This is a genomic window from Pseudomonas trivialis (assembly GCF_001439805.1).
GTDB classification, from domain to species: Bacteria; Pseudomonadota; Gammaproteobacteria; order Pseudomonadales; family Pseudomonadaceae; genus Aquipseudomonas; species Aquipseudomonas trivialis.
The window spans coordinates 650,719-670,728 of record NZ_JYLK01000001.1 but is presented as its reverse complement, the minus strand read 5'-3'; the positions used below and the strand labels follow the sequence as shown (position 1 = coordinate 670,728).

Below are 20,010 nucleotides of genomic sequence, written 5' to 3'. Positions count from 1 at the left end.
AGACACATAGGGTCCTTTCGTGACCAACAGGTATTTCCAAGTCACGCTTACAGCGCAAACGCCTGCGCCGGCAAACTCATCAAGCAGTCACTCCCTGCCTCCACCGCTGCCCGGTGCATGCCGGTACGCGGTAACAGCCGTTTGAAGTAAAAGTCGCACGTCGCCAGCTTGGCCTGGGCAAACTCCGCGTCATCCAGCGCCTGCGCCGCAATCGCCATGCGCAGCCACAGGTAGGCGAGGATGATGTAACCGCTGTACATCAGGTAATCCACCGCCGCCGCGCCCACTTCGTCCGGGTTCTTCATCGCCGCCATGCCCACCCGCGTCGTCAACTCGCCCCACTCCTGGTTCAGTTGATTGAGCTGAGCCACCTGCGCCTTGAGCTGCGGATGCTCGGCGTTCGCCCCACAGAACTTATGCACAATTTTAGTAAACCCGCGCAGCAACTTGCCCTGGCTGCCGAGCACCTTGCGCCCCAGCAGGTCGAGGGCCTGGATGCCATTGGTGCCCTCATAAATCGGCGCAATCCGCGCATCGCGCGCCAACTGCTCCATGCCCCATTCACGGATATAACCATGCCCGCCAAACACCTGCATGCCGTGGTTGGTCACCTCAAGCCCGGTGTCGGTCATGAAGGCCTTGCAGATCGGCGTGAGGAACGCCAGCAGGTCATCGGCTTCCTGGCGCGCCGTGGCGTCGCTGCTCAGGTGCGCCGTGTCGATCAACTGCGCAGTGAAATAAGTCAGCGCGCGATTGCCTTCGTTAAAGGCTTTCATGGTCAGCAACATACGCCGCACATCGGCGTGCACGATGATCGGGTCGGCGGCTTTCTCGGGCGCCTTGGCGCCGGTCAGCGAACGCATTTGCAGACGGTCGTTGGCGTATTTCACCGCCCCCTGAAAGCTCGTCTCGCCATTGCACAAACCCTGCATCCCGGTGCCCAGGCGCGCGTGGTTCATCATGGTGAACATGCAGTTGAGGCCCTTGTTGGCCTCGCCGATCAAAAACCCTTTGGCGCCATCGAAATTCAGCACACACGTGGCCGACGCCTTGATGCCCATCTTGTGCTCAATGGCGCCACAGTGCACCGCGTTGCGCTCGCCCGAATCGGCGTGGAACTTGGGCACGATAAACAACGAGATACCCTTGGTGCCCGCTGGCGCATCCGGCAACTTGGCCAGCACCAGATGGATGATATTGGCGCTCAGGTCGTGCTCACCGGCCGAGATAAATATCTTGCTGCCGCTGACCGCATAGCTGCCATCCGCCTGGGGCACGGCGCGGGTCTTGATCAGGCCCAGGTCGGTGCCGCAATGGGCCTCGGTGAGGCACATGGTGCCGGTCCATTCGCCGGCGGTGAGTTTGCTCAGGAACGTGGCTTTCTGTTCTTCGGTGCCGTGGGCGTGGATCGCCGACATCGCACCGTGGGTGAGACCGGGGTACATGCCCCAGGACGTGTTGCTGGAACCGATCATCTCGCTCAGCACCAGGCCCAGTGACTGCGGCAAGCCCTGGCCACCGTAGGCTGGGTCCGCCGCCACGCCATGCCAGCCGCCTTCCACGTACTGGGCGAAGGCGTCCTTGAACCCCTTGGGCGTGGTGACCACCCCGTTGTCGAAATGGCAGCCTTCTTCATCGCCGCTGCGATTGAGCGGTGCGAGTACGTTTTCGCAGAATTTCGCGCCTTCTTCGAGGATCGCGCTGACCATGTCCGGGCTGGCGTCGGTCGCGCCCTGGGCGGCGTAATGGCTGTGGAAGTCGAACACGTGGTCGATCAGAAAGCGCATGTCGCGCAGGGGAGCTTTGTATTCAGGCATGACAGTTTCTCCGGCAGCAGATGGTTTCAACCTACTGCCGGCCGCTGCCGCGAACAATCACTGTAGCGCCGCTGAATACAGCGCCATTACTCAACCCGCAGCGCGCTCCATGCGTACCGCGCCGCGCCGGTTCTGCCCGGCCGCCACCACGCAGTTACGCCCGGCGCCCTTGGCCGCGTACAGCGCCTGATCGGCGGACTTGAGCACTTCTTCGGGCGTGCGCTGCTCGGCCTGGCGTTCGGCCACGCCGATGCTGACGGTCACCGACACACTCGACGCCCCGCTGTCCGCACGGCGCTGGCGGCCCTGCTGATCGTCGTTGGGCCGGTCCGCGTTACGCAGCTTGATGTCGTAATGGGCGACGATCTCGCGAATTTCCTCCAGGTGCGGCATGCACTCGTCCAGGGTCTTGCCGGCAAACACCACGGCGAATTCTTCACCGCCGTAGCGATAGGCTCGCCCGCCGCCGTTGACCTTCGACAGCTTGCTCGCCACCAGACGCAGCACCTGGTCGCCCACATCGTGGCCGTGGGTGTCGTTGAAGCGCTTGAAGTGATCGACGTCGGTCATTGCCAGCACATAGTTGCGCCCCAGGCGCTGCATGCGCTCGTTCAGCGCGCGGCGCCCCGGCAGGCCGGTCAGTTCATCGCGAAACGCCATCTGATAGGCCTCATGCGCGACGCCGGCCGCGATCATCAGCATCACTTGGCTGCACATGATATTCAGGGTAAACGGCAGGATGAACGTTTGCGGCAGCATCCAGAACAGCCCCAGCACCCCCACCAACTGTGCTGCATGCATGGGGCGCGGCTGATACCAGTACTGGGCGGCCAGGGTGACGAACCCCACCAGGAACATCGGGTACGCCAGCTGGATCAGGCTCATCCAGGTGCCATGCAGCATTGGCCAGCGAATCTCCGCCAGCCAGTCCAGCAGCCCCTGGGGATAACGCTGTTCAAGCGCCAGCGCAACGCTGCCCAGCGCCAGCAACACCGCGCAGCGTGCGATGAAATCGCGGAACAAGTGGGTTTTTTCCTGCCACAGCGCGTAGATGCTGAACAGCAACGGCAGCAACAGGCAGCAGAGGTGAAACACCACCGCCGCGTCTGCGCGTACGCGGCCGTTGTCACGGTAGAAATCGGTTTGGGTGTCGAGCAGGAAATACACGATGTACACGGTGATCATCAGGAACAGTTCGCGCTGGCGGCGATAGACCGCGCAGTACGCGCCGCCCAGCAGCAGCACCAGAGTCGGCAGCACGTTGAACAGCGAGGTGAAGAACACATTGAGGTCTTTGAGGTACGCAGCCGAAAGCCCCGCCAGCAACAGCAGCAATGAGGGCAGAAAGTGACTGAAGCGCACTGCGGACACGCGTGACAAGGGTTGAGCTCCGATCCGCAAATGGAGGATGGCATCGAGACACGGCGGCGACAGTTAATCACATTCTGCGGCGCATGCATCAAATTGCCATCACTTTAACGGCAGAAGGTCGCAATCCCTGAGCATGACAGCGTTTTTTCTATATTCACCATCAATTGAATGTGGGAGGGGCTTGTTATCTCCCACAAAAAAACCGCCACCCCTGAGGGCGGCGGTTTCCAGAAAACCTCGAAGGCTTAGTAAGCCAGGCCGAAGTGTTCTTCTTTCATGTCCATCAGGTTGTTGGCGCCCGACAGCATGGTGGCCACGTGGGTGCGGGTACGCGGCAGGATGCGCTGGAAGTAGAAGCGCGCGGTCTGCAACTTGGCGGTGTAGAACGCCTCGTCGCTGGTGCCGGCCGCCAGTTTCTCAGCCGCCACTCGCGCCATGTCGGCCCAGAAGTAGGCCAGGCACGCGTAACCGGAGTACATCAGGTAGTCCACCGACGCGGCGCCGACCTCTTCACGGTCTTTCATCGCGGCCATGCCGACCTTCATGGTCAACTCGCCCCACTCCTTGTTCAGCGCCGCCAGCGGCGTCACGAACTCTTGCACCGCCTCAACACCTTCGTTGGCCTGACAGAACTTGTGCACGATTTTGGTGAAGCCCTTGAGCGCTTCGCCCTGGGTCATCAGCACTTTACGACCGAGCAGGTCCAGCGCCTGGATACCGGTGGTGCCTTCGTACAGCATCGAAATGCGGCTGTCGCGCACGTTCTGCTCCATGCCCCACTCGGCGATAAAGCCGTGGCCGCCGTAGATCTGCACGCCGTGGTTGGCCGACTCGAAACCGACTTCGGTCATGAACGCCTTGGCGATCGGCGTCATGAAGGCCAGCAGGCCGTCAGCCTGTTTTTTGGCTTCGTCGTCGGTACCGTATTTAACGATGTCGACCTGCTTGGCGGTGAAGTACACCATCGCGCGATTACCTTCGGCGAAGGCTTTCATGGTCAACAGCATGCGGCGCACGTCGGGGTGCACGATGATCGGGTCGGCGGCTTTTTCCGGCGCCTTCGGGCCGGTGAGGGAACGCATCTGCAGGCGATCACGGGCGTATTTCAAGCCACCCTGGAAGCCGATTTCGGCGTGGGCCAGGCCTTGCAGCGCGGTGCCCAGGCGAGCGGTGTTCATAAAGGTGAACATGCAGTTCAGGCCTTTGTTCGGCGGGCCGATCAGGTAACCGGTGGCTGCGTCGAAGTTCATCACGCAGGTGGCGTTGCCGTGGATGCCCATCTTGTGTTCCAGGGAGCCACAGCTCACTGCGTTGCGCGCGCCGATCGAGCCGTCTGCCTCTGGAATGAACTTGGGCACGATAAACAGCGAAATGCCTTTGGTGCCGGCCGGTGCGTCCGGCAGGCGGGCCAGCACGATGTGGACGATGTTGTCGGCCATGTCGTGTTCACCGGCCGAGATGAAGATCTTGGTGCCCGATACTTTGTAGGATCCGTCGGCCTGAGGTTCGGCCTTGGTGCGCAGCATGCCCAGGTCGGTGCCGCAATGCGGCTCGGTCAGGCACATGGTGCCGGTCCACTCGCCCGACACCAGTTTGGTCAGGTAAGCCTCTTGCTGCTCGGGAGTGCCGTGCTCGGAGATGGTGTTCATCGCACCATGGGACAGGCCGGGATACATGCCCCACGACCAGTTGGCCTCGCCGACCATTTCGCTCACCGCCAGGCCCAGGGATTCCGGCAGGCCCTGGCCACCATGCTCAACGTCGTGGGCCAGGCTCGGCCAGCCGCCTTCGACGAACTGCTTATAGGCTTCCTTGAAACCGGTCGGGGTCTTAACGCCTGACTCACTCCAGGTGCAGCCTTCGATGTCGCCTACGCGGTTCAGCGGGGCCAGCACCTGCTCACAGAACTTGGCGCCTTCTTCGAGGATGGCGTCAACCATGTCCGGCGTAGCGTCCTGGCAAGCCGGCAGGCTTTGATAGTGCGCTTCATAGCCGAGCAGTTCGTCACGAACGAAGCGAATATCACGCAAGGGGGCCTTGTAGTCAGGCATAGCGATAAACCTCTGCTGATGAATCTGGGATGAACAAACCGCGCGGGAATGCCAGGGCGGTCAAACAGGTGTTTGAAACATACGTTTACGACCTGGGGTTGTCAAGGGTCGTCCGGGCACCGTTTGTCTTGACGCATCTGAGCGCCAGGCACGACAAAACGCGCGCAAAGCCACCGCGTCAAATTGAGTGTAGAGATTGATCAGGATAAAACCGCGCCAAACGTGAGAGGGGCTTGCTCTCGATGGCGATACATCAGTCGTACATCCAGTGACTGACCACCGCTATCGGGAGCAAGCCCCCTCTCACCTGTTCAATGACTAGGCGTAAGTGTCGATCAAGCTGCCCAGCATTTCATCCGAAGCCTTGGCGACTTTGACGCCCAGCTCCACTTGAAATTTACCCTGGGCCATTTCAACCATGTTGCTCGCCGAATTGGTTGCCTGGGCACGGTCGTTGGCTTGCAGACGGTCGCTTTGCGCGGCCGAGGGCTGAGTGGTGGCGGCGCTGGCGATCTTGCCGGCGGCCTGGTCGACACGGCTTTGCCCAGTCTGAATGCTGCTCAGCCCCGAGTAAAACGCGCTGCTTCCAGAGATTTCCATGGCGTAGGCCTGCCTTTAGAGAATCGTGAACCTGAATTGAAACAGACAACCTGGCAAAAGGCCCGCTAAAAACACTAATGGCACAATGCCTGTCGATAGCCAAAATCAGTCAAGCAGGTGCAGATGCAGGTAGTTGGCGACCGCTTCAGCCCCGGCGTGCGTGAGTTTCGGCACGCGCCCCAGACAAGGCGCCGGCAGGCGCTCGGCCAGGGTGGCGAGGTTTTCTTCCAGACGGGAGGTCGCCGGGTCGATGATATTGGCCACCCACCCCGCCAGCGTCAAACCGTCCCGCTCAATTGCTTCGGCCGTCAGCAGCGCATGGCTGATGCAGCCAAGACGCACGCCCACCACCAGAATCACCGGCAGCTTGAGCGCCATGGCCAGGTCCGAGAGGCTGTCCTGGTCCGCCAGGGGTACGCGCCAGCCGCCCGCGCCTTCGATCAAGGTGAAATCCGCCTGGCGCGCAAGGATCTGCTGCATCGGCCCGAGCAACGACGTCACCGTCAAAGCCACACCCGCCTCGCGCGCCGCCAGATGCGGCGCGATGGCCGGCTCGAAGGCCACCGGGTTGACCTCGGCATAGCTCAGCGGCACGGAACATTCGGCCAGCAACGCCAAGGCATCGGCATTGCGCAAGCCATTGGGCGTGACCTCACAACCCGACGCTACCGGCTTGCCCGCCGCGGTGCTTTTACCGGCCCGGCGCGCGGCATGCAGCAGGCCGGCGGCGACGGTGGTCTTGCCGACATCGGTGTCGGTGCCGGTGATGAAATACGCAGCGCTCATCAAGATTTCTCCAGTACGGCGTACACCACTTGATAGGTGGCCGGCAGGCCCGGGGCCTGACGAAACTGCTCATAAGCGTCCACCAGCGCCACCATGCGCGCGCGGCCGGTGAGACCGCCCGGACGACCCGGGTTCAGGTTGTGTGCCCCCAGGGCCTTCAGTTCGTGGGTTAGGCTGCGCACATTCGGGTAGTGCAACACATGGGGGCGCCGCTCCAGGCTCACCACCCGCAAGCCACTGGCCGCACACAAGCGTTGATAGGCCTCGAACGGGCGGAAGCGATTCACATGCACCATGCCATCGGCCGCGCGCCAGCTTTCGCGCAGCTCATCCAGCGTGCCCACGCACAAGCTGGCAAAGGCCAGCACCCCGCCCGGTTGCAGCACGCGCGATGCCTCCCCGAGCACCGCCTCGAAATTGCCACACCATTGCACCGCAAGGCTGGAGAAGAGCAGCTGCACACTGTCGGCCTTGAGCGGCAAGCGTTCGGCATCACCGGCGATGAAGTGAGCAGCACCACCCAGCGGCCGCGCGTGGTTGAGCATGCCTTCGGCAATATCCAACGCGATGCCCTCGCTGGCAGGCCAGCGCTCGCCCAGCACACGGCTGAAATAGCCGGTGCCGCAGCCCATGTCCAGCCAGTGTTGTGGCGCGCAGGCAGACGGCACACACGCCAGCAGCGCATGCCCTACCGCGCGCTGCAGCTCGGCCACGCTGTCGTAGCTGGCCGCGGCACGGGAAAACGAGGCCGCGACCTGGCGCTTGTCCGGCAAGGCGCCGGGCAAGGCAGGATGGGAGAGATCAGTCATCAACGCACCCATGCAAAAAAGCCTGGATGGCCCCCGCAACGCCGTGGGGGTCCTCCAGAAGAAAAGCGTGACCGGCCTGTTCAATCAGGCCGATTTCCACATCGGGGAGCAATGCCAGCAAGTCGCCGGCCGCTTCGGCGGGCACCAACCCGTCGAGGCCCGCAAACAGGTGCAACTGCGGCCCGCCAAAACCTTGCAAGGCGGCGCGGGTGTCCATTTGGGCGAGCAGCTCCAGGCCCGGCATCAGCACACCGGGAGCGGTATGCGGTGCGCCACTGACCAACAAACGCGACAGCCCGCGAGGGTCCGCGCTGCCCTTGGCACACAACAGGCCAAAGCGCTTGAGGGTGACCTGGGAATCGGCGTGGCAGCCCGCGAGGAACGCATCGAACGTCTCGGCGGGCATGCCGTGAGGCCAGCCGTCGTGGGCGACAAAACACGGGTTGCTCGCCAGCGTCAGCACGCCACAGCAGCGCTCACCGCGCCGCGCCGCCAGTTCCGAGGCGAGCATGCCGCCCAGGGACCAGCCGCCCAGCCAGGCGTTGTCCGGCAGCGTGGCATCGAGTTCGTCCAGCCATTCGTCGAGGTTGCTGGACGTCAGCGTCGGCAGCGGCTCGACCTGTACCTGCAGATGGGCGTTCAGGCCACGCAATGCGGCGGCAAGCGGTTCCAGCGGCGACACGCCAAGGCCCCAGCCGGGCAGCAGAATCAGGCGATCACGCATGTTCGGCCTCCAGGCAGAAACACGCTTCCAATGCGTCAAGCAGCTGTTGCACCTGCGCCTCGCTGTGGGCTGCCGTCAACGTCACGCGCAACCGGGCGCTGCCGGCGGGCACGGTGGGCGGGCGGATGGCGGTCACCATGATGCCGCGCTCGCGCAGCCGTTGCGACAGGCGCATGGCCTTGGCGCTGTCGCCAATCAGGATCGGCTGGATCGGCGTGAAACTGTCCATCAGCGCCAGGCCCATCTGCTCGGCCCCCCGGCGGAACTGGCGGATCAGCCCGTTGAGGTGCTCACGCCGCCAATGCTCGGTGCGCAACAGCTCAAGGCTTTTAAGCGTGGCGCAGGCCAGCGCCGGCGGTTGGCTGGTGGTGTAGATATACGGCCGGGCGAACTGGATCAGGCTTTCGATCAGTTCCTCACTGCCCGCCACAAACGCGCCGGCGGTACCGAACGCCTTGCCCAGGGTGCCGACCAGCACCGGCACGTCCTCCTGGCTCAAGCCGAAATGCTCAACGATGCCACCACCAGTGGCGCCCAGCGGACCAACGCCATGGGCGTCGTCCACCATCAACCAGGCACCTTTGGCGCGGGTTGCACGGGCCAGCGCGGGCAGGTCGGCCAGGTCGCCGTCCATGCTGAACACGCCATCGGTGACCACCAGCGTATTGCCGGTGGCTTTCTCCAGGCGCTTGGCCAGACGCTGAACATCGTTGTGCAGGTAGCGATTGAAGCGCGCGCCGGACAACAGGCCGGCGTCCAGCAGCGAGGCATGGTTGAGACGGTCCTCAAGCACCGTATCGCCCTGCCCCACCAACGCCGTGACCGCGCCGAGGTTGGCCATGTAGCCGGTGGTGAACAACAGCGCACGCGGGCGGCCGGTGAAGGCAGCCAGCGCTTCTTCCAGCTCGTGGTGCGGCGTGGCATGGCCCACCACCAAGTGCGAAGCGCCGCCGCCCACGCCCCAGCGCGACGCACCGGCACGCCAGGCTTCGATCACCTGCGGGTGATTGGCCAGGCCCAGATAATCATTGTTGCAAAAGGCGAGCAACGGCTGGCCGTCGACCATCACCTGCGGCCCTTGCGGGCTCTGCAGCAAGGGACGTTGACGGTACAGGTGTTCGGCACGGCGGGCAGCGAGGCGCGCGGCGAGATCGAAGGACATGAGGCCTCGGTTTATCAGATTCAACTCGGCCAAAACTGTGGGAGGGGGCTTGCGCCCCCTCCCACACTGGTCTCTCATTTCAATCAATCAATCAAACAGCAGCGTTATAGAACTGCTCGCTGCTCTTGTGCTCCACCAGCGCCTGCTCAATCGCCGCCTGGTGCACCTCATCGGCGTGCTCTTCACGGGCCTCCGGCAAAATCCCCAGGCGTGAGAACAGCTGCATGTCCTTGTCCGCCTGCGGGTTGGCGGTGGTCAGCAGTTTGTCGCCGTAGAAAATCGAGTTGGCACCGGCAAAAAACGCCAGCGCCTGCATCTGCTCGTTCATCGCCTCACGGCCAGCCGAAAGCCGCACATGGGATTGCGGCATCAGGATGCGGGCCACGGCGAGCATGCGGATGAAATCGAACGGGTCGATGTCCTCGGCGTTTTCCAGCGGTGTACCGGCCACTTTCACCAGCATGTTGATCGGCACCGACTCCGGATGCTCCGGCAGGTTGGCCAGCTGGATCAGCAGGTTGGCGCGGTCGTCGAGGGACTCGCCCATGCCGAGGATGCCGCCGGAACAGATTTTCATCCCCGAATCGCGCACGTAGGCCAGGGTTTGCAGGCGCTCGCCGTAGGTGCGGGTGGTGATGATGCTGCCGTAGAACTCCGGCGACGTATCCAGGTTGTGGTTGTAGTAATCGAGGCCGGCCTGGGCCAGCGCTTCGGTCTGGTCCTGATCGAGACGGCCGAGGGTCATGCAGGTTTCCAGGCCCATGGCCTTTACGCCCTTGACCATCTCCAGCACGTAAGGCATGTCCTTGGCCGACGGGTGTTTCCACGCCGCGCCCATGCAGAAGCGGGTCGACCCGATGGCCTTGGCGCGCGCGGCCTCTTCGAGGACCTTCTGCACTTCCATCAGCTTTTCTTTTTCCAGGCCGGTGTTGTAGTGGCCCGACTGCGGACAATATTTGCAATCTTCCGGGCAGGCGCCGGTTTTGATCGACAGCAGGGTCGACACCTGCACGCGGTTGGCGTCGAAATGCGCGCGGTGCACGGTCTGCGCCTGGAACAACAGGTCATTGAACGGCTGCACGAACAGTGCTTTGACCTCGGCCAAAGACCAGTCGTGACGAAGAGTGGCAGTGAGGCTGGCGCTCATGGGCGATTCCTTGATTATGCTTGGGCAAACGCTGCGGGAAGGGCAATACCCACAGGCACGACACGGATGCTCGGCATATTTAAGGAAGATTCATGCACTGTCAACCGAACCGCAAACACGAAGTTTACATCTGGTTAAAAAGCAACCAAACCTGTTTAGTCTGCGATGAAGCGACCCAATCCGCCGATTGTGTGTGCAACGCCTGCGAAACCGAGCTGCCCTGGCTGATGGACGCGTGCGAAGTCTGCGCCCTGCCCCTGCCGATGGACGGTCTGCTATGCGGCCAATGCCAGACAAAACCGCCGGCGTTTAAACACGTGATCGCGCCCTGGACCTTCAGCTTTCCCATCGACACGCTGATCAGCCGCTTCAAGCACCAGGCCCGCTGGCCCCTCGGGCACATGCTGGGGCGCTTGCTCGGGGTCTATCTGCAACACCGCTTCGACACCACCGAACTCACGCGCCCCGACTGCCTGCTGCCGGTGCCCATGGCGCCCAGACGCCTGCGCGAGCGCGGCTACAACCAGGCCCTGATGCTGGCGCGCTGGCTCAGCGCCGACCTCGACATCCCCTGCGATCCCTGCCTGCTGCTGCGGCCCTTCGAGACCGTGGCCCAGCAGAACCTCGACGCCAAAACCCGCAAACGCAATCTGCTGCGCGCCTTCACCCTGGCCCCCGGCGCCCAGGTGCACGGCCGTCACCTGGCGCTGGTGGACGACGTCCTCACCACCGGCGCCACCGCCCACAGCCTGGCGCGACTGTTGATGGCCGCCGGCGCACGCCAGGTCGACGTGTACTGCCTGGCCCGCACGCCCAAGCCCGGTGCTTGACTCTCGTGTGCCACGGCGGCAACGTCCGCTCATCCCACTGCAGTGTGTGCCCATGTCTCTGCCAGCCTCCCTCAGCCAGCACATCATCCGCCGTCCGCAGCGCATTGCCCTGCTCGGGCATATCGCCGAGCAGGGCTCCATCACCCGCGCCGCCAAAGCGGCCGGTTTGAGTTACAAGGCCGCCTGGGACGCAATTGATGAACTCAATAACCTCGCGCAAAAGCCGTTGGTGGAACGCAGCGTCGGCGGCAAGGGCGGTGGCGGCGCCAGGCTGACGCCTGAAGGCGAGCGCGTGCTGCGCCTCTATCAGCGCTTGCAGGCCTTGCAGGCCGAAGTGCTCGGTTCGGACGAGGCCGCCCGCGACTTCAACCTGCTGGGACGCCTGATGTTGCGCACCAGCGCACGTAACCAACTGCACGGCCAGGTCATCGCCATCCAGGCCCAGGGCCGTAACGACCTGATTCGCCTGGAACTGCCTGGCGGGCTCACTCTGGACGCGCGCATCACCCACGACAGCACGCAACGGCTGGAGCTGGAGCCAGGCGTGGAAGTGGTGGCCCTGATCAAGGCCGGTTGGCTGGAACTGCTGGCAACGGACCACGCTGCAACACCTGGACACAATTGCCTGAGCGGCAGAATCGAGACGATTCTCGACGCCGATGACGGCCCCAGCGAAGTGCGCATCATCCTGCCCAATGGCCCGGTGTTATGCGCCCTGGCGCAGCCCGCCGCGCTCGAGGCACTCGATGCCGTCGAAGGCCAGCCGATCCAGGTGCAATTTGCGCCTGGCAATGTCTTGCTCGGCACGCCCGCGTAGGCGCTGACCGTCTTCAATCTGCAACAATTTCGTCACGCGCGCTCCTTAAGGTGTCTGCAAAAACCGCTGGGAGCCTGCAATGAACCTATTAGAAGAAAACCAAGCCACCGACCTTGAACAGATGGTCGGCCTCACCCGCCGGCGTTTTATCGGCGCCGGCGCCCTGTGTGGGGCCGCGATGTTCCTCGGCGGCAACCTGCTCAGCCGCAGCGCCCTCGCGGTCAACGCCGCCTCCGCCAGCCCGCTGCTGGGCTTTGCCGGCATCGCCGCCGATACCCGCGACACCCTCACCCTGCCGCCGGGTTACAGCGCTTCGGTGCTGATCAGTTGGGGCCAGCCGTTGAGCAGGCACGCCCCGGCTTTCGACCCCTCCGGCAACGGCAGCGCCAAGGCCCAGGAACAGCAGTTCGGCGACAACAACGACGGCATGAGCCTGTTCGCCTTTCCCGGCGACGACAACCGCGCGCTGCTGGCGATCAACAACGAGTACACCAACTACCGCTACCTCTACGCCCACGGCGGCGCGCCGCAGTCGGCCGAAGACGTGCGCAAGGCCTTGGCCAGCGAAGGCGTGTCGGTGATCGAGGTGCGGCGCAGCGGCGACACCTGGCAGTTCGTTCAGGACTCGCGCTACAACCGACGCATCCACGGCAATTCGCCGATCCGCCTGAGCGGCCCCGCCGCCGGCCACGCCTGGCTGAAAACCAGCGCCGACAACACCGGCAAAAACGTCCTCGGCACCTTCCAGAACTGCGCCAACGGCAAGACTCCGTGGGGCACGTACCTGACCTGCGAAGAAAACTTCACCGACTGTTTCGGCAGCAGCAACCCGCAGCAGGCCTTCGATGCCGCGCAAAAACGCTACGGCGTGGTCGCCGCCAGCAAAGAAATCAACTGGCACCCCCATGACCCGCGTTTCGACATGGCCAAAAACCCCAACGAACTCAATCGCCACGGCTGGGTGGTGGAGATCGACCCGTTCGACCCGCAATCCACCCCGGTCAAACGCACTGCCCTGGGCCGCTTCAAGCACGAAAACGCGGCCCTGGCCGAAACCCGCGATGGCCGCGCCGTGGTGTACATGGGCGACGACGAGCGCGGCGAATTCATCTACAAGTTCATCAGCCGCGACCCAATCGTCCACGATAACCCCAAGGCCAACAGAGACCTGCTCGACCACGGCACCTTGTACGTGGCGATCTTCGACGCGGGCGATGGCGATGCGGATCATCCCAGGGGCAAGGGCCAATGGGTCGAGCTGACCCACGGTAAAAACGGCATCGACGCCAGCAGCGGATTTGCCAGCCAGGCCGAAGTGCTGATCCACGCACGCCTGGCCGCCAGCATCGTCAAGGCCACGCGCATGGACCGCCCGGAATGGATCGTGGTGAGCCCCACGGACGGCCAGGTCTACTGCACCCTCACCAACAACGCCAAGCGCGGCGAAGACGGCCAGCCGGTGGGCGGGCCCAACCCGCGCGAGAAAAACGTGTATGGCCAGATCCTGCGCTGGAAGGCCGACGCCGATAACCATGGCAGCAGCACATTCAGCTGGGACCTGTTTGTGGTCGCCGGCAACCCCGGCGTGCACGCCGGCCAGCCCAAGGGCGGGTCGTCCAACATCAACCCCCAGAACATGTTCAACAGCCCCGATGGCCTGGGGTTCGACAAGGCCGGGCGCTTGTGGATCCTCACCGATGGCGACTACAGCAATGCCGGCGACTTCGCGGGCATGGGCAATAACCAGATGCTCTGCGCAGACCCGAATACCGGCGAGATCCGGCGCTTCATGGTCGGGCCGGTGGCGTGCGAGGTGACGGGCATCAGCTTTTCGCCGGATCAGAAGACGCTGTTCGTGGGGATCCAGCATCCAGGCGAAACCGGCGGCTCGACCTGGCCGGAGCATCTGCCCAATGGCAAGCCCCGGTCCTCCGTGGTCGCAATCCGGCGCGATGATGGGGGCATTGTCGGCGCCTGACCGCTACAGCCGCCTACCTTGATTTCAGCCAACCCAAAAACCCTGTGGCGAGCGGGCTTACTGTGGCGAGCAGGCTTGTCCTGCGTTGGGCTGCGCAGCAGCCCCAAAGCCAGGCTCTGAGCCGTATCAGGTACACCGCGTTTTGCGCAATTGGGGGCGCTTCGCACCCCAACGCAGGACAAGCCTGCTCGCCACAGACAACCCCCTATCCCAGTCCCGGTGCGCTACCATACGAGGCCCGACGCGGCGCCCTGCTGCGCGCAGGAGTTCGCATGGCCCACCCGTTTGAAACACTCACCCCCGACCTGGTCCTCGACGCCGTCGAAAGCATCGGTTTTCTCAGCGATGCGCGCGTGCTGGCGCTCAACAGCTATGAAAACCGCGTGTATCAGGTGGGCATCGAAGACAGCGAGCCGCTGATCGCCAAGTTCTACCGGCCGCAGCGCTGGACCAACGAGGCGATCCTCGAGGAACACCGCTTCACCTTCGAGCTGGCCGAGTGCGACGTGCCGGTGGTTGCGCCGATGATCCACAACGGCGAAAGCCTGTTCGAACACGCCGGGTTCCGCTTCACGCTGTTTCCACGCCGGGGTGGCCGCGCGCCGGAGCCGGGCAACCTTGATCAACTGCACCGCCTTGGGCAACTGCTCGGCCGCTTGCACGCGGTGGGCTCAACCCGCCCGTTCGAACACCGCGAAGCCCTGGGTGTGAAGAACTTCGGCCACGACTCCCTCACCACCCTGCTCGAAGGCAACTTCATCCCCAAAAGCCTGTTGCCCGCCTACGAGTCGGTCGCCCGCGACCTGCTCAAGCGCGTGGAAGAGGTGTACAAGGCCACGCCGCACAAGAACATCCGCATGCACGGCGATTGCCACCCCGGCAACATGATGTGCCGTGACGAAATGTTCCACATCGTCGACCTGGACGACTGCCGCATGGGCCCGGCGGTGCAGGACCTGTGGATGATGCTCGCCGGTGATCGCCAGGAATGCCTGGGGCAATTGTCGGAATTGATGGATGGCTATCAGGAATTCCATGACTTCGACCCGCGCGAACTGGCGCTGATCGAACCGCTGCGCGCCCTGCGTCTTATGCACTACAGCGCCTGGCTGGCACGGCGCTGGGACGACCCGGCGTTCCCCCACAGTTTCCCGTGGTTCGGCAGCGAGCGTTATTGGGGCGACCAGGTGCTGGCGTTGCGCGAGCAGCTGTCGGCGCTCAACGAAGAACCCCTGAAGCTGTTTTAACAGGTGGGAGGGGGCTTGCTCCCTCCCACATAAAGCAAAGCCAATCCCCTGGGCTGACAAATATCCTTACAATCACGCCTTTGTCAGTTGTCCGAACAAGGATTCCGCATGCACGCCGCCAACCCCCGCAAGGGGTACATCCTGGGCCTGAGCGCCTACATCATCTGGGGCCTGTTCCCGCTCTACTTCAAAGCCATCGCCAGCGTGCCCGCCGCCGAGATCATCGTGCATCGGGTGCTGTGGTCGGCGCTGTTCGGCGGCTTGTTGCTGATGGTGTGGAAACACCCGGGCTGGTGGCGCGAGCTGCGCGACAACCCCAAGCGCCTGGCTATCCTGGCCCTCAGCGGTTCGCTGATCGCGGCCAACTGGCTGACTTATGTGTGGTCGGTGAACAGCGGGCGCATGCTCGAAGCGAGCCTGGGTTACTACATCAACCCACTGGTGAATGTGCTGCTGGGCATGCTGATCCTCGGCGAGCGCCTGCGTCGCCTGCAATGGGTGGCCGTGGGCCTGGCGGCGGTGGGTGTGGCGCAGCAGGTGTGGCAGGTCGGCAGTTTGCCGTGGGTGTCGCTGGTGCTGGCGCTGACCTTCGGTTTCTACGGGCTGATCCGCAAGCAGGCGCCGGTCAAGGCGCTGCCGGGGCTGGTGGTGGAAACCTGGATGCTGGTGCCGATTGCCGTGGCGTGGTTGCTGTTCAACCCTTCGGCCCACAGCGCGCAGATGGCATTCTGGAGCACGTCCGAAGCCTGGTGGCTGGTCGCGGCCGGTCCCGTCACGCTGGTGCCGCTGGTGTGTTTCAACGCCGCCGCGCGGCATTTGCCCTATACCACCTTGGGCTTTTTGCAGTACGTGGCGCCCACCCTGGTGCTGCTCGAAGCCGTGCTGCTGTTCGGCGAGCACCTGGCGCCGGCCACGCTGATCGCCTTCGCGTTCATCTGGGCCGGGCTGGCGGTGTACAGCGTGGATATCGGGTTGAACGCGCGCAAACGCTGATCACTCCTCGCTGCGCAGCTCCACCATCAAGTCATCGGCCAGGGTCTCCAGGGATTCCTGCAGGGTTTCCAGGGACAAGCCGGACGGCACCTGCAGCAGGGCTTCGGCACTGAACAGCGGGTCGCCACTCATGGGCGCCGGGCGCACATCGGTGCTCAGGCGCTCCAGGTTGACGCCCTGCTGGCTGAGCAGCGCAGTGATCTCGCGCACGATGCCCGAGCGGTCATTGCCCAGCAGCGTCATCACAATCGACTTGGACGTCGACGCCTGCCCGCTGCTGCCCTCGCCCACCAGCACACGAATGCCATGGGTGGACAGGTCCTCCAGCGCGCCCACCAGCGCCTGTCGGCTCTCGACCGGCACGCTCACCCGCAGAATCCCGGCAAACTGCCCGGCCATATGGGCCATGCGGCTTTCCCGCCAGTTGCCACCGTGGGCGGCAATGTTCTGCGCGATGCGTTCGACGAGGCCGGGTTTGTCGGCGGCGATAATTGTGAGTACAAGATGGTCCATGGCGAAGCCCTCTGGAAATCAATCTACAAAGTGGACCCGCAAGCCCCCGAAAACAAATCGTGTACCATTTTTATTTTTATCTGGAACAATCTAACGGTTTCTTGAGAACATCCGGCTCTTCGCCGTGACCGCATGATCAAAATGGGTCGCTAAACGACGTATTGAGTCTGATATTCACAAGCACAAGGCATCATGTAGTATGCCCAACCGTGCACTACATAATGATCATCAGATAAAGCGCATAAGCTCCGCAGAGTGAGGCAAGCAATGACTGAACACGTTCAAGTCGGTGGCCTGCAGGTCGCCAAAGTCCTGTTCGACTTCGTCAACAACGAAGCGATTCCCGGCACCGGCCTCACGGCCGAGCAGTTCTGGGCCGGCGCCGACCAGGTCATTCACGACCTCGCGCCGAAGAACAAAACACTGCTCGCCAAACGCGACGATTTCCAGGCGCGGATCGACGCCTGGCACCACGCCCACGCCGGCCAGGCCCACGATGCGGTGGCTTATAAGGCCTTTCTGCAAGAGATCGGTTACCTGCTGCCGGAAGTCGCCGACTTCCAGGCCACCACCGAAAACGTCGACGACGAAATCGCCCGCATGGCCGGCCCGCAGCTGGTGGTGCCGGTAATGAACGCGCGCTTTGCCCTCAACGCTTCCAACGCCCGTTGGGGCTCGCTGTACGACGCGCTCTATGGCACCGACGCCATCAGCGAAGCCAACGGTGCCGAGAAGAGCAAGGGCTACAACAAGGTGCGTGGCGACAAGGTCATCGCCTTCGCCCGTGCCTTCCTTGACCAGGCCGCGCCACTCAGCGCCGGCAGCCATGCCGAGTCCACCGGCTACAAGATCGTCGATGGCGTGCTCATCGTGGCCCTTAAAGGCGGCAGCAACAGCGGCCTGCGCGACGACGCCCAGCTCATCGGCTTCCAGGGCCCGGCAGCCGAGCCGATTGCGATCCTGCTGAAAAACAACGGCCTGCACTTCGAAATCCAGATCGACGCCAACACGCCGGTCGGCCAGACCGATGCCGCCGGCATCAAAGACATCCTGATGGAAGCCGCGCTCACCACCATCATGGACTGCGAAGACTCCGTCGCCGCCGTCGATGCCGACGACAAGGTGGTGATATACCGCAACTGGCTCGGCCTGATGAAGGGCGACCTGGCTGAAGAAGTCGCCAAGGGCGGCACCACCTTCACCCGCACCATGAACCCCGACCGCGTCTACACCGGCGTGCACGGCGAAGACGTGACGCTGCACGGCCGCTCGCTGCTGTTCGTGCGCAACGTGGGTCATCTGATGACCATCGACGCGATCCTCGATAAACACGGCAACGAAGTGCCCGAAGGCATTCTCGATGGCCTGCTCACCAGTCTCGCAGCGATCCACAGTCTCAACGGCAACAGCAGCCGCAGCAACAGCCGCACAGGCTCGGTGTACATCGTCAAACCGAAGATGCATGGCCCTGAAGAAGTGGCGTTCACCAACGAGCTGTTCGGCCGCATCGAAGGCGTGCTGAACCTGCCACGCAACACCCTCAAGGTGGGGATCATGGACGAGGAGCGCCGCACCACGGTCAACCTCAAAGCCTGCATCCAGGCGGCCAGCGAGCGCGTGGTGTTCATCAACACCGGCTTCCTCGACCGCACCGGCGATGAAATTCACACCTCCATGGAAGCCGGCGCGATGGTGCGCAAGGCCGCCATGAAAGCGGAAAAATGGATCGGCGCCTACGAAAACTGGAACGTTGATATCGGCCTGAGCACAGGCCTGCAGGGCCGTGCCCAGATCGGCAAAGGCATGTGGGCCATGCCCGACCTGATGGCCGCCATGCTCGAACAGAAAATCGCTCACCCGCTGGCCGGTGCCAACACCGCCTGGGTGCCGTCGCCAACCGCCGCCGCCCTGCATGCGCTGCACTATCACAAGGTCGACGTATTCGCCCGCCAGGCCGAACTGGCCCAGCGCGAACGCGCCTCGGTGGACGACATCCTGACGATTCCACTGGCCGGCACTACCGATTGGTCTGACGAAGAAATCCGCAACGAGCTGGACAACAACGCCCAGGGCATTCTCGGTTACGTGGTGCGCTGGATCGACCAGGGGGTGGGCTGCTCCAAAGTGCCGGACATCAACGATGTGGGCCTGATGGAAGACCGCGCCACCCTGCGTATTTCCAGCCAGCACATTGCCAACTGGCTGCGCCACGGCATCGTCAGCGAAGCCCAGGTGCTGGAAAGCCTCAAGCGCATGGCGCCGGTGGTGGACCGCCAGAATGCCGGGGATGCGCTGTACCGGCCGTTGGCGCCGGACTTCGACAGCAACATCGCGTTTCAGGCGGCGGTGGAGCTGGTGATTGAAGGAACCAAACAACCCAATGGTTACACCGAGCCGGTGCTGCACCGCAGGCGTCGGGAGTTCAAGGCTAAAAACGGCCTGTAAATGAAAAAGCCCTGATCGAGAGATCGGGGCTTTTTCTTTGGTTTCAGGGTGACTGGAGTGGCGCTATCGGGAGCAAGCCCCCTCCCACATTTGCACGGTATTCACAGCTCGACATGTGGGAGGGGGCTTGCTCCCGATGAGGCCAGCACCGTCACCTCACCATCAGGAAATCATCCCCAACTCCCGCTTCACCATCTGCGCCAACTGCACGCTATCAATCGGCTTGAGCAAAAAATCCACCACGCTCAAGTGCATCGCATCAATCACATCCGGTGCCTCGGCGTCCCCCGACATGATGATGATCGGCAACGCCGCGCGGGTGGATTCACGCACCTGGCGGATCAGCTCAAGACCGCTTCCGGGCGCCATGCGCAGGTCGGTAATCAACAAGCCAATCGAGCTGCTGGTTTTCAACAATTCCCACGCTGCCTCACCACTGTCGGCCGTCATGCAGCGAATGCCGTCCAGCCCCAGGATCTCCGCCAGCAGTTCACGCGCATCCTTGTCGTCATCAACAATCAACACACGTTGTGGCGGTAAATCAGGCTCCAGCATCACGGCGCTCAGCGCCTCGCGCTCGGCATCACTCAAAATATCGTGGTCGGACATACAGTTCTCAGCAGTTCTATTCAATCTCGCAGCACACTCGTCAGACATCTGCGCAACGGCGTTCAATGTGCACTTCGTCGGAAACTTTGCCTAGTGGGCGTTCCACGGGGT

17 protein-coding genes are annotated in these 20,010 nt (G+C 63.2%); 6 read left to right on the top strand and 11 right to left on the bottom strand.

Annotation, left to right across the window (positions count from 1 at the left end; all coding sequences use genetic code 11):
• Positions 1–47: 47 nt before the first annotated feature.
• The 9 genes from TU79_RS03075 to bioB all read right to left on the bottom strand — a co-directional run bounded on the left by TU79_RS03075 (position 48) and on the right by bioB (position 10,467).
• Positions 48–1,817, bottom strand: coding sequence for an acyl-CoA dehydrogenase C-terminal domain-containing protein (locus TU79_RS03075; protein ID WP_057006648.1), 1,770 nt, complete (start codon positions 1,815–1,817; stop codon positions 48–50).
• Between the two features lie 90 nt (positions 1,818–1,907).
• A complete protein-coding gene (locus tag TU79_RS03070) occupies positions 1,908–3,197 on the bottom strand; it encodes a GGDEF domain-containing protein (protein ID WP_057006647.1) in 1,290 nt (429 codons plus the stop codon).
• A 236-nt stretch (positions 3,198–3,433) separates the two neighbouring features.
• Entirely contained in the window at positions 3,434–5,239 is a 1,806-nt protein-coding gene (locus tag TU79_RS03065) for a phenylacyl-CoA dehydrogenase (RefSeq protein WP_057006646.1), read from the bottom strand.
• A 318-nt stretch (positions 5,240–5,557) separates the two neighbouring features.
• Positions 5,558–5,839 (bottom strand): hypothetical protein, encoded by a 282-nt coding sequence (locus TU79_RS03060; RefSeq protein ID WP_003232654.1) that lies wholly within the window; start codon positions 5,837–5,839, stop codon positions 5,558–5,560.
• 105 nt (positions 5,840–5,944) lie between these two features.
• Entirely contained in the window at positions 5,945–6,625 is a 681-nt protein-coding gene (gene bioD / locus TU79_RS03055; RefSeq protein WP_057006645.1) for a dethiobiotin synthase, read from the bottom strand.
• Positions 6,625–7,434, bottom strand: coding sequence for a malonyl-ACP O-methyltransferase BioC (gene bioC / locus TU79_RS03050; protein WP_057006722.1), 810 nt, complete (start codon positions 7,432–7,434; stop codon positions 6,625–6,627). The genes bioD and bioC overlap by 1 nt, the downstream gene beginning before the upstream one ends.
• Positions 7,427–8,158: an alpha/beta fold hydrolase gene (locus TU79_RS03045; protein WP_057006644.1), complete on the bottom strand. Its 732-nt coding sequence runs from the start codon at positions 8,156–8,158 to the stop codon at positions 7,427–7,429. Before TU79_RS03045 ends, bioC begins: the two co-directional genes overlap by 8 nt.
• Positions 8,151–9,320 carry an 8-amino-7-oxononanoate synthase gene (gene bioF, locus TU79_RS03040; protein WP_057006643.1) on the bottom strand — a complete coding sequence of 390 codons (1,170 nt, stop codon included), beginning with the start codon at positions 9,318–9,320 and terminating at the stop codon, positions 8,151–8,153. The genes TU79_RS03045 and bioF overlap by 8 nt, the downstream gene beginning before the upstream one ends.
• Before the next feature lie 91 nt (positions 9,321–9,411).
• Positions 9,412–10,467: a biotin synthase BioB gene (gene bioB, locus TU79_RS03035; RefSeq protein WP_003232664.1), complete on the bottom strand. Its 1,056-nt coding sequence runs from the start codon at positions 10,465–10,467 to the stop codon at positions 9,412–9,414.
• A 92-nt stretch (positions 10,468–10,559) separates the two neighbouring features.
• Here bioB and TU79_RS03030 point away from each other — a divergent pair, with 92 nt between their 5' ends.
• From TU79_RS03030 to rarD, 5 genes are all read left to right on the top strand, one after another.
• Positions 10,560–11,297, top strand: coding sequence for a ComFC family protein (locus TU79_RS03030; RefSeq protein WP_057006642.1), 738 nt, complete (start codon positions 10,560–10,562; stop codon positions 11,295–11,297).
• Positions 11,298–11,349: 52 nt separating this feature from the next.
• Positions 11,350–12,114 carry a TOBE domain-containing protein gene (locus TU79_RS03025; protein ID WP_057006641.1) on the top strand — a complete coding sequence of 255 codons (765 nt, stop codon included), beginning with the start codon at positions 11,350–11,352 and terminating at the stop codon, positions 12,112–12,114.
• Between the two features lie 79 nt (positions 12,115–12,193).
• A complete protein-coding gene (locus TU79_RS03020; protein WP_057006640.1) occupies positions 12,194–14,092 on the top strand; it encodes a PhoX family protein in 1,899 nt (632 codons plus the stop codon).
• A gap of 272 nt (positions 14,093–14,364) precedes the next feature.
• On the top strand, positions 14,365–15,339 hold the full coding sequence (locus TU79_RS03015) for a serine/threonine protein kinase (RefSeq protein WP_057006639.1): 975 nt from the start codon (positions 14,365–14,367) through the stop codon (positions 15,337–15,339).
• Between the two features lie 108 nt (positions 15,340–15,447).
• Positions 15,448–16,332: an EamA family transporter RarD gene (rarD, locus tag TU79_RS03010; RefSeq protein ID WP_057006638.1), complete on the top strand. Its 885-nt coding sequence runs from the start codon at positions 15,448–15,450 to the stop codon at positions 16,330–16,332.
• Here rarD and TU79_RS03005 read toward each other — a convergent pair whose 3' ends face one another.
• Positions 16,333–16,845: a glycine cleavage system transcriptional repressor gene (locus TU79_RS03005; RefSeq protein WP_057006637.1), complete on the bottom strand. Its 513-nt coding sequence runs from the start codon at positions 16,843–16,845 to the stop codon at positions 16,333–16,335.
• A 267-nt stretch (positions 16,846–17,112) separates the two neighbouring features.
• Here TU79_RS03005 and TU79_RS03000 point away from each other — a divergent pair, with 267 nt between their 5' ends.
• Positions 17,113–19,290 carry a malate synthase G gene (locus TU79_RS03000; protein ID WP_057006636.1) on the top strand — a complete coding sequence of 726 codons (2,178 nt, stop codon included), beginning with the start codon at positions 17,113–17,115 and terminating at the stop codon, positions 19,288–19,290.
• 162 nt (positions 19,291–19,452) lie between these two features.
• Here TU79_RS03000 and TU79_RS02995 read toward each other — a convergent pair whose 3' ends face one another.
• Positions 19,453–19,899, bottom strand: a complete 447-nt coding sequence (locus tag TU79_RS02995) for a response regulator (protein ID WP_057006635.1) — start codon at positions 19,897–19,899, stop codon at positions 19,453–19,455.
• Between the last annotated feature and the right edge of the window lie 111 nt (positions 19,900–20,010).

Bases quoted from the DNA above. Each gene is read 5' to 3' on its own strand.
- TU79_RS03075 (WP_057006648.1), bottom strand. From the start codon at position 1,817: ATGCCTGAATACAAAGCTCCCCTGCGCGACATGCGCTTTCTGATCGAC.
- TU79_RS03065 (WP_057006646.1), bottom strand. From the start codon at position 5,239: ATGCCTGACTACAAGGCCCCCTTGCGTGATATTCGCTTCGTTCGTGAC.
- TU79_RS03060 (WP_003232654.1), bottom strand. From the start codon at position 5,839: ATGGAAATCTCTGGAAGCAGCGCGTTTTACTCGGGGCTGAGCAGCATT.
- bioD (WP_057006645.1), bottom strand. From the start codon at position 6,625: ATGAGCGCTGCGTATTTCATCACCGGCACCGACACCGATGTCGGCAAG.
- bioC (WP_057006722.1), bottom strand. From the start codon at position 7,434: ATGACTGATCTCTCCCATCCTGCCTTGCCCGGCGCCTTGCCGGACAAG.
- TU79_RS03045 (WP_057006644.1), bottom strand. From the start codon at position 8,158: ATGCGTGATCGCCTGATTCTGCTGCCCGGCTGGGGCCTTGGCGTGTCG.
- bioF (WP_057006643.1), bottom strand. From the start codon at position 9,320: ATGTCCTTCGATCTCGCCGCGCGCCTCGCTGCCCGCCGTGCCGAACAC.
- bioB (WP_003232664.1), bottom strand. From the start codon at position 10,467: ATGAGCGCCAGCCTCACTGCCACTCTTCGTCACGACTGGTCTTTGGCC.
- TU79_RS03030 (WP_057006642.1), top strand. From the start codon at position 10,560: ATGCACTGTCAACCGAACCGCAAACACGAAGTTTACATCTGGTTAAAA.
- TU79_RS03025 (WP_057006641.1), top strand. From the start codon at position 11,350: ATGTCTCTGCCAGCCTCCCTCAGCCAGCACATCATCCGCCGTCCGCAG.
- TU79_RS03020 (WP_057006640.1), top strand. From the start codon at position 12,194: ATGAACCTATTAGAAGAAAACCAAGCCACCGACCTTGAACAGATGGTC.
- TU79_RS03015 (WP_057006639.1), top strand. From the start codon at position 14,365: ATGGCCCACCCGTTTGAAACACTCACCCCCGACCTGGTCCTCGACGCC.
- rarD (WP_057006638.1), top strand. From the start codon at position 15,448: ATGCACGCCGCCAACCCCCGCAAGGGGTACATCCTGGGCCTGAGCGCC.
- TU79_RS03005 (WP_057006637.1), bottom strand. From the start codon at position 16,845: ATGGACCATCTTGTACTCACAATTATCGCCGCCGACAAACCCGGCCTC.
- TU79_RS03000 (WP_057006636.1), top strand. From the start codon at position 17,113: ATGACTGAACACGTTCAAGTCGGTGGCCTGCAGGTCGCCAAAGTCCTG.
- TU79_RS02995 (WP_057006635.1), bottom strand. From the start codon at position 19,899: ATGTCCGACCACGATATTTTGAGTGATGCCGAGCGCGAGGCGCTGAGC.